Genomic DNA, 8,209 nt, shown 5'->3' with positions numbered 1-8,209 from the left:
GCCCACCGCCGGCCACAGAGGGGCGCACGCGGCGAGCCTCAGACGAGCGTAACATCGAGGGCGAAACCAGACGCGCAGTCGGGAACGCCGCCCGGAAGCGACCACAACTCAGCTTTCGGCGGCGGGGGCAGGGGTGGGGGTGGCGCGTCGACGGCGCACCTTCGTCGCCGGGGCCTCGCTCGGCAGCCGCGCCTCGAGGAGCGGCATGGACTCGATGCGGCCGCGTTCGACATGAGCGGCCGTCAGCAGCTCTGCCACGTCGGCTTGGCCCGCCACGATCGCGTCGACGATCTCGCGGTGCTCGACCCACATCGCCGCGGTGTCGCGCTGCGGCGTGAGGCGGAAGAGCCAGCGCACGCGTCCGCTCATCAGCTTCGTGACCCGGCGCAGGAGCGCGTGGTCGGCGAGCGCGATGATCTCCTCGTGCAGGTCGGAGTTGCGCGTCGAAGGCGGTGCGTCCGACTGGGCGTCTGAGGTCGACCCGCCGTGTGCCGACTGCAGGGCCGCCAGCATCGGGCCCACGTCGGCGCCGGCCTGCGCCCGCCTGGCGGCGAAGGCGGAGGCCATCGGCTCGAGCTGTCGGCGCAGGTCGAACACCTCCATCGCGTCGGTGACGGTGAGGATGTGCACGACGGCGCCGCGACGCGGCTGCGAGGTGATGAACCCCTCGGACTCGAGGATCGGCAGCGCCTCCCGCACGGGGATGCGCGATACCTCGAGTCGCTCCGCGATCTCGCGCTCGTTGAGCTTCGACCCCATCGCGAGCTCGCCCGTGATGATCTGCTCGCGGAGGGCGTGCGCGATGCGTGCTGGGGTCGGCTCGAGGCTCATGGGGACCATTCTGGCACGGTCGCGATGTCACTTTTGGAATGCCAATACCCCCTTAAGGCGGCCCTGGCAGCGCTGAATTGCCGTTTTGGTATGCAAACGTGACGCCAGGGTAAGAACTGTGTGACGAGCGTGTTACTTCGTGCCGAAGCGCGCAGGTGGTCGCATAGCGTCGCCGACGTGCTCCCGTTTATCGCCCGCCGACTGGCCCTCGCCGTCGCCACCGTGCTCGCCGTGGTGACCATCGCTTTCGCGCTCGGCCGCGCCACCGGTGAGCCCGGTGCGCTGCTCCTGCCCGACAACGCGACGCAGGCCGAGGTCGATGCGCTCAACACCGCGCTCGGCTTCGACCGCCCCCTCATCGTGCAATACCTCGACACCCTCGCCGGTCTTGTCACCGGCGACTTCGGCAGCTCGTACCGGCTGCACGAGTCAGCGCTCGGACTTGTCCTCGAGCGGGTCCCCGCGACGCTCGAGCTGGCCTTCTGGGCCTTCGTCATCGGACTCGTGCTCGCCCTCGCCGCAGCGCTTGCCATCCAGCTCACCGGCAGCCGGACCCTGCGCGCCGTGGTGGGGTGGGCCGGCGCCGTGCGCCAGTCGGTGCCGGACTTCTTCTTCGCGCTGCTCCTGGTGCTCGTCTTCTCGGTGCTGCTCGGCGCGCTGCCCTCGCTCGGGCGGAACAGCTACGCCAGCCTCGTGCTGCCCGTGCTCACGCTCGCCACTGGCCAGTTCGTCATGTACCTGCGCCTGCTCGACTCGTCCCTCAGCGAGCAGGCCGGTCAGGACTACGTGCGCACCGCCATCGCGCAGGGACAGCGGCGCTCCACGGTGCTATTCACCCGCATGCTGCCGAACGCGGCGCTGCCCGTGCTCGGCATGGCGGGTCTCAACCTCGGTGGACTGCTCGGCGGCACCGTGGTGGTCGAGGTCGTGTTCGCCTGGCCGGGACTCGGCCAGCTCCTCACCACGGCAGTGAGCCACCGTGACTTCCCGATCGTCCAAGCCGGCCTCGTCTTCGTCGCGCTTGCCTTTGTCATCGTCAACACCGCGGTGGACGTGCTCGTCCGCCGAATCGACACGAGGACGGCCGCAGCATGACCGCTCAGATCACCCCCGTCACCCCCGTCAGCCCGGTCGCACCCGTGCCGCGTCGCCTGCGCCTGCGCCCAGGCGCCGTCGTCGGCGCGATCATGATCGGCGCCGTGCTGCTCCTCACGGCCATCGTGCCGATGCTGCCCGGCTTCGACCCGATGGGGCAGGACCTGCGCGCCGCGATGCTGCCCCCGTTCACCGATCCGGCGCATCCGCTCGGCACCGACGCCCTCGGCCGAGACCTCCTCGATCGCATCGCGCTCGCCTCGGCGGTCACGCTCGGCATGACCGTGCTCATCGTGGTGATGAACGCCCTCATCGGCAGCACCGTCGGCATCCTCGCCGGCTACTTCGGCGGGCGACTCGAAGCGCTCGTGACGCTGCTCAGCAACGTGACGCTGGCCATGCCCGTCGTCCTGCTGCTCATCGCCATCTGCGCCGTCCTGCGTCCGAGCGCTGGGCTCACGATCCTGGTGCTCGGCTGCACCTGGTGGGTCGGCTACGCACGGGTCACGCGCAACGTCGCTGCCTCGCTGCGACGCCAGGACTTCGTCGTCTCGCCACTGACCCAGGGCGGCGACACCATCTGGGTGCTCACCCGCCACATCGTGCCCAACATCTGGCCGCACACGCTCATCATCGCCGCCACCGACCTCGCCACGATCGTGCTCATCACCTCCTCGCTCGAGTACCTCGGCCTCGGCGTGCAGCCCCCGGTGCCGAGCTGGGGCGGCATGATCTTTGACGGCCAGCGTCACCTCGGCAGCGACCCCTGGCTGTCGCTCCTCCCAGGAATCGTCATGCTCCTCGCCGTCGGCGGAGTGCAGTTCCTGAGCCAGCAGTTCACAGCAGAGACCCGCGGCTCGCTGCTGCGGAAGGGAGGCATGCGATGAATCCGGTACTGCGCATCGAGGACCTGCGTATCGAGACGACAGGCGAGGCACCACGCACGCTCGTCGACGGCGTCACGCTCCAGGTCGACCGCGGCGAATCGCTCGGAGTGGTCGGGGAGTCCGGTTCGGGCAAGAGCCTGACCGTGCTCGCCGCGCTCGGCCTGCTGCCCGCTGGCACCCGCATCGCCGCCGGCCGCATCCTGCTCGACGAAACGGTGCTCGTCGACACGGAGGCCGACATCTGGATGCGCGAGCGCGAGCTGCGCGGTCTGCGCGGACGCACCGCCGCGATGGTGTTCCAGGACCCGATGTCCTCGCTCGACCCGCTCCGCGCGGTCGGCGCGCAGGTCGCCGCCGCGGTGCGGGTGCACCAGCCCATGAGCCGACGCGCGGCGCGCGAGCGCGCCGTTGAGCTGCTGACCGCGGTCGGCGTGCGGGATGCTGCCGAGCGTGCCGCCGCCCGACCCCACCAGTGGTCCGGCGGCATGCGCCAGCGAGCCATGATCGCGATGGCGATCGCCCACGACCCGCTCCTGCTCATCGCCGACGAGCCCACCACCGCCCTCGACGTGACGGTGCAGGCGCAGGTCATGGACCTGCTCGCCGAAGTGCGCGAGCGCACCGGTTCGGCGCTCGTGCTCATCACCCACGACCTCGGCCTGGTCGCCGAGAACAGCGACCGGCTCGCCGTCATGCACCACGGCCGGGTCGTGGAGACCGGCGTGACACGCGCCGTGCTCGACAACCCCGCCGAGGACTACACCAAGCGCCTCATGGCGGCCATCCCCGCCGAGAGCGAGCGCTCCGCGAGCGCCGTGCGCCCCGGAGAGCCGGACGCGCTGGTCGCCGACGGCGTCGTGGTCGAGTACCGAGTACACGGCCGCCGGCAGCCGGTGCGGGCTGTGGACGGCGTCTCGCTGCGGATCGCGGCAGGTGAGACGGTCGCCGTCGTCGGGGAATCGGGATGCGGCAAGTCGTCGCTGGCCAAGGCCGTGCTCGGCGTGCAACCCGCCGCCGCAGGCAGCATCGAGCTCGGCGGGGTCGCAGTGCACAACGAGCTCGCGGCGCGCAGCGCGGCGGAGCGGGAACGCGCGCAGATCGTCTTCCAGGACCCGTACTCGGCGCTCGACCCGCGACTGACCGTGCACGACCTCGTGGCCGAGCCCCTGCGCATCCGGCACGCCTACGACCGAGGGACCGTGACCCGCCTGCTCGCCGATGTCGGCCTCGACGAGCAGCACGGCGCCCGCCTCCCTGCTCAGCTCTCCGGGGGTCAGCGCCAGCGTGTGGGCATCGCGCGCGCCCTGGCGCTTCGCCCACGGCTGCTCGTGCTCGACGAGCCCGTCTCGGCCCTCGACGTGTCGATCCAGGCGCAGGTGCTCGAGCTGCTCGACGCACTCCAGCGCGAGCACGGGCTCGGCTACCTCTTCATCTCACACGACCTCGGCGTCGTGCGCAGCATCGCCGACCGCGTCGTCGTGATGCAGGAGGGGCGAATCGTCGAGGAGGCCCCGACTGCTGAGATCTTCACCTCCCCGAAGCACCCGTTCACCCGACAGCTCCTCGACGCCGTGCCCCGCCTCGACGGGGCGCGCCGCGGAGCGCATCCGCTTCCCGTCTCCTGACCCACCGACCCCCCCCCCACCGAACTGAGGAACTCCATGCCCAAGCACGCCCTCCGACGTCGCCTCCTCGCGACCGGTGCATTCGCCGCCACCGGCACCCTCCTGCTCACCAGCTGCGCAGGTGGCTTCGAACCCACCAGCGCCGAAGGCGAGACGCCCACCAAGATCGTCGCCGCCATCCCCACCGACCCGAGCTCCATGGACCCGATCCGCTCGGGAGCTCTCGTCGTGCTGTCGGTGTTCTTCCACACCTTCGACCAGCTCGTCGCGATCACCGCCGAGGGCGAGCTCGCACCGAAGCTCGCCACCGAGTGGACCTCCAACGACGACCTCACGCAGTGGGACTTCACGCTGCGCGAGGGTGTCACCGCCAGCAACGGCGAGGCCATCACCGCCGAAGACGTCGCCTTCTCGTACCAGACGATCCTCGACGACCCGACCGGCGAGAACTTCGCCTACCTCAGCTCCGTCGCGTCGGTCGAGGCTGTCGACGAGCTCACCGTGCGCTTCACCCTCAACTCGCCGTTCTCGGCGTTCCCGCGCAACACCTCGCTCATCTCGATCGTGCCCGCCGACACCTACCAGGAGGCGGGCGCCGACGCCTTCGCCCAGGACCCCATCGGATCCGGCCCCTACGTCTTCGACAGCATCCAGACCGGTGTCTCCTACGACCTCGCTCGCAACGACGACTACTGGGGCGAGGCCCCCGCCATCGAGCAGATCTCGCTGCAGCCCGTCTCCTCCGACGAGTCGCGCGTCAACGGGGTGCTCTCCGGCAGCCTCGATGTCGCGCCGATCGGACCCACGCAGGTCTCCTCGGTCGACGGGCAGGGCTCCGCGCAAGTGTTCTCCGCCCTGTCGAACGGCGTCGTCTTCCTCGGCGTCGACTCCACCAGCGGAGTGCTCACCGACGTGCGCATCCGCGAGGCCATCGCCCTGGCCATCGACAAGGAAGCCATCACCGGCGGGCTGCTCGGCGGCCTCGCCGAACCCGCCAGCGCCATGCTCGCGCCAGCCGTCGAAGGCTACAGTGACGACGTGACTGACCCCGGCTACAACCAGGAGCGGGCTCGCGAGCTCCTCGCGGAAGCCGGCTACGCGGGTGAGTCGATTCCCTTCGACTACGCGACCGACGGACGCATCCCCCTCTCCTCGGAGGTCGCGCAGACCATCCAGGCGTCGCTCGCCGAGGTCGGCATCACCGTCGAGCTCCGCGGCGCAGACCAGCAGGCCCACACGCTGAAGGTCCGCAGCAAGGAGATGCAGGGCATCTACCTCAACACCTGGGCGCCCTCGACGGTCGACGGCGACCTCCCGCTGACCGACTTCTACGAGACCGCAGGCAACAACAACTACGCGCAGGACCCGCGCACCGCCGAGCTCGCGGCCGAACAGCGGGCCGTCACCGGCGAGGAACGCCTCGACGTCTTCGCCGAGCTCCTCAACTACAGCAACGAACAGGGATACTTCGTGCCGCTCTACGTGCCCATGAACAACTACGCAGCAGACCCCGACCTCGACTGGACGCCCCGCGCGGACGGCCTGTTCGACTTCACCCAGACGAGCTTCCGTTGAGCGCCGCGCTGATCCGCGACGCCCGCCCCTGGGGTGGTAAGCCGGCCGACGTCCGGCTGCAGGACGGCAGGATCGCCGCCATCCTGCCGCCCGGCACAGCACCGGAGCCGGGCGAGACGGTGATCGAGGGTCGCGGCCGCATCCTGCTGCCCTCCTTCGCCGACGTGCACGTGCACCTGGACTCCACGCGCATCGGCCTGCCGTTCCGCCCGCACACCGGCAGCCCCGGGGTCTGGGGAATGATGCTCAACGACCGCGTCAACTGGCGCGAGGCCGAGGTCTCCATGGAAGAGCGGACGAGCGGAACGCTGGCGCGCATGATCGCCCACGGCACGACGAGCGCCCGCAGCTACGCGCAGGTCGACGTGGATGCGGGACTCGAACGGCTCGAGGCGGTGCTCGCCGCCAAGCAGCAGCACCGCGACCGCGCCACCGTGGAGGTGATCGCCTTCCCCCAGGCCGGTCTGCTCCGCGAGGAAGGCTCCTTCGAGCTCCTCGAGGAGGCCATGCGCTCCGGGGCCGACGTGGTCGGCGGCATCGACCCGTGCCAGCTCGACCGCGACCCCGCCAAGCACCTCGACCTGGTCTTCGGACTCGCCGAGCGCTACGACGCCCCCATCGACATCCACCTGCACGAGCCCGATCAGCTGGCTCGCTTCTCCGCCGAGCTCATCGTGGAGCGCACCCGCGCGCTCGGCATGACCGGACGAGTGACCATCTCCCACGGCTACGGCCTCGGCGAGCTGCCGCGCGAGCAGCTCGTCCCCCTCGTCGAGCAGTTCGCCGAGCTCGACATCTCCTGGGCGACCATCGCACCGGCCAAGCCCCTGCCGACGCTCCTGCTGGCGGAGCACGGCATCCGTCTCGGCCTCGGCCAGGACGGGCAGCGGGACTACTGGTCGCCGTACGGCAACGCCGACATGCTGGACCGCACCTGGCAGCTGGCCTTCACGAACGGCTTCCGCCGCGACGCCGACATCGAGCACTGCATCGCCATCGCCACCATCGGCGGCCGCTCCGTGCTCGGCACCGCGCCAGCGCTGCAGGGCGCGCTCGACCGGCCGGGCGTGGCCGTCGGCGACCCCGCCGACCTGCAGCTCATCGAGGGGGAGACCGTGACCAGCGCGATCATGGACCGCCTCCCCGATCGCACCGTGCTCTTCGGCGGCGTGGTCGTGGCAGACGCGCTCGAACTCGTGGGCACCGCGTGATCGTGCTCACCGCCTCGCAGCTGGAGCCGCTGGTCGACCGACCGGCCACCGAGCGTGCCGTGGCGAGGATCTTCTCCGAGATCGCGCGAGGCAGCGCCGACCAGCCGCCGCCCACCTCCATGAAGACGGAGGCAGGCACCGGCCGCTACGTGCTCATGTCGGCACTCTCGGAGGCCACCGGCACCGCCGCGGTCAAGCTGCTCGCCGACGTCCCCGACAACGCGGCGCGGGGGCTGCCGACGCAGCGTTCCATGATCACCGTGCTCGACCGCGAGCTGGGAGCCCCGGTCGCCCTGCTGCACGGCGGGGTGCCGACCCGGGTGCGCACGGCAGCCGCGAGTGCCGTCGCCACGCGGGCCCTGGCCCGCGACGACAGCCGCGTCCTCGGCCTTGTCGGCGCCGGCGGGCTCGCGCGGGAGCACGTCGAAGCGCTGCGAGGCGTGCGCGACTGGGATCGCCTCGTCATCTGGTCGCGCACCAGAACGCGGGCGGTCGCGCTCGCGGAGTCGCTCGACTGGTCGGGGGCCATCGAGGTCGTCGACTCGTGCGAGCGCGTCTTCGGGGTGGCGGACACGGTGTGCACGCTCACCCCATCGGTCAGCCCGATCGTGCGAGGCGAGTGGCTGCGCCCCGGACAGCATCTCAACGTCGTCGGCGCCAGGCCACGAGCCGACGAGCGCGAGGTGGATGCGCTGACCATGTCGCGATCGTCCGTGTGGGTCGACGACCTGGCGACGGCGCGCACGAAATCGGGCGATCTGATGCTTGCGGTCGCGGAGGGTGCGCTCAGCCTCGACGACCTCGTCGGAACCCTCGGCGAGGTGCTGGCTGGGCTGCGGCCCGGGCGGACGAGCGCCGACGAGATCACGTTGTTCGACTCCGTCGGCATCGGCGCTCAGGACCTCGCCATCGCGGACCTCCTCGTGCGTGAGGCCCGCGTGCGGGGTGTCGGGATCGAGCTCGATCTCAACGGCTGAGGATCGGC

The 8,209-nt window shown here is 70.8% G+C and carries 7 protein-coding genes; 6 read left to right on the top strand and 1 reads right to left on the bottom strand.

The window, feature by feature from the left end:
• Positions 1 to 108 precede the first annotated feature (108 nt).
• Complete coding sequence (locus tag C5E05_RS19570) at positions 109 to 831, bottom strand: GntR family transcriptional regulator (protein WP_181059765.1); 723 nt, start codon at positions 829 to 831, stop codon at positions 109 to 111.
• Positions 832 to 1,008: 177 nt separating this feature from the next.
• On the opposite strand from C5E05_RS19570, the gene C5E05_RS19565 reads away from it, so the two are divergent.
• Genes C5E05_RS19565 through C5E05_RS19540 form a run of 6 tightly spaced genes read left to right on the top strand, consistent with a single transcriptional unit; the run spans position 1,009 to position 8,201 of the window.
• Positions 1,009 to 1,926, top strand: a complete 918-nt coding sequence (locus tag C5E05_RS19565; protein WP_181059763.1) for an ABC transporter permease — start codon at positions 1,009 to 1,011, stop codon at positions 1,924 to 1,926.
• Positions 1,923 to 2,813 carry an ABC transporter permease gene (locus C5E05_RS19560; protein WP_104244204.1) on the top strand — a complete coding sequence of 297 codons (891 nt, stop codon included), beginning with the start codon at positions 1,923 to 1,925 and terminating at the stop codon, positions 2,811 to 2,813. The genes C5E05_RS19565 and C5E05_RS19560 overlap by 4 nt, the downstream gene beginning before the upstream one ends.
• The gene (locus C5E05_RS19555) at positions 2,810 to 4,438 is read left to right on the top strand and encodes an ABC transporter ATP-binding protein (RefSeq protein ID WP_104307654.1); all 1,629 of its coding nucleotides are present in this window, start codon (positions 2,810 to 2,812) and stop codon (positions 4,436 to 4,438) included. The genes C5E05_RS19560 and C5E05_RS19555 overlap by 4 nt, the downstream gene beginning before the upstream one ends.
• Before the next feature lie 36 nt (positions 4,439 to 4,474).
• Positions 4,475 to 6,013, top strand: a complete 1,539-nt coding sequence (locus C5E05_RS19550) for an ABC transporter substrate-binding protein (protein WP_104342897.1) — start codon at positions 4,475 to 4,477, stop codon at positions 6,011 to 6,013.
• Positions 6,010 to 7,224: an amidohydrolase family protein gene (locus C5E05_RS19545; RefSeq protein WP_258064930.1), complete on the top strand. Its 1,215-nt coding sequence runs from the start codon at positions 6,010 to 6,012 to the stop codon at positions 7,222 to 7,224. The genes C5E05_RS19550 and C5E05_RS19545 overlap by 4 nt, the downstream gene beginning before the upstream one ends.
• Positions 7,221 to 8,201, top strand: coding sequence for an ornithine cyclodeaminase family protein (locus C5E05_RS19540; RefSeq protein ID WP_104342896.1), 981 nt, complete (start codon positions 7,221 to 7,223; stop codon positions 8,199 to 8,201). Before C5E05_RS19545 ends, C5E05_RS19540 begins: the two co-directional genes overlap by 4 nt.
• Positions 8,202 to 8,209 lie beyond the last annotated feature (8 nt).

The organism is Pseudoclavibacter sp. AY1H1 (assembly GCF_002931055.1).
Lineage (GTDB): Bacteria > Actinomycetota > Actinomycetes > Actinomycetales > Microbacteriaceae > Pseudoclavibacter.
The sequence above is the reverse complement of the archived record's forward strand: the minus strand, read 5'-3'. Positions and strand labels throughout refer to the sequence as shown.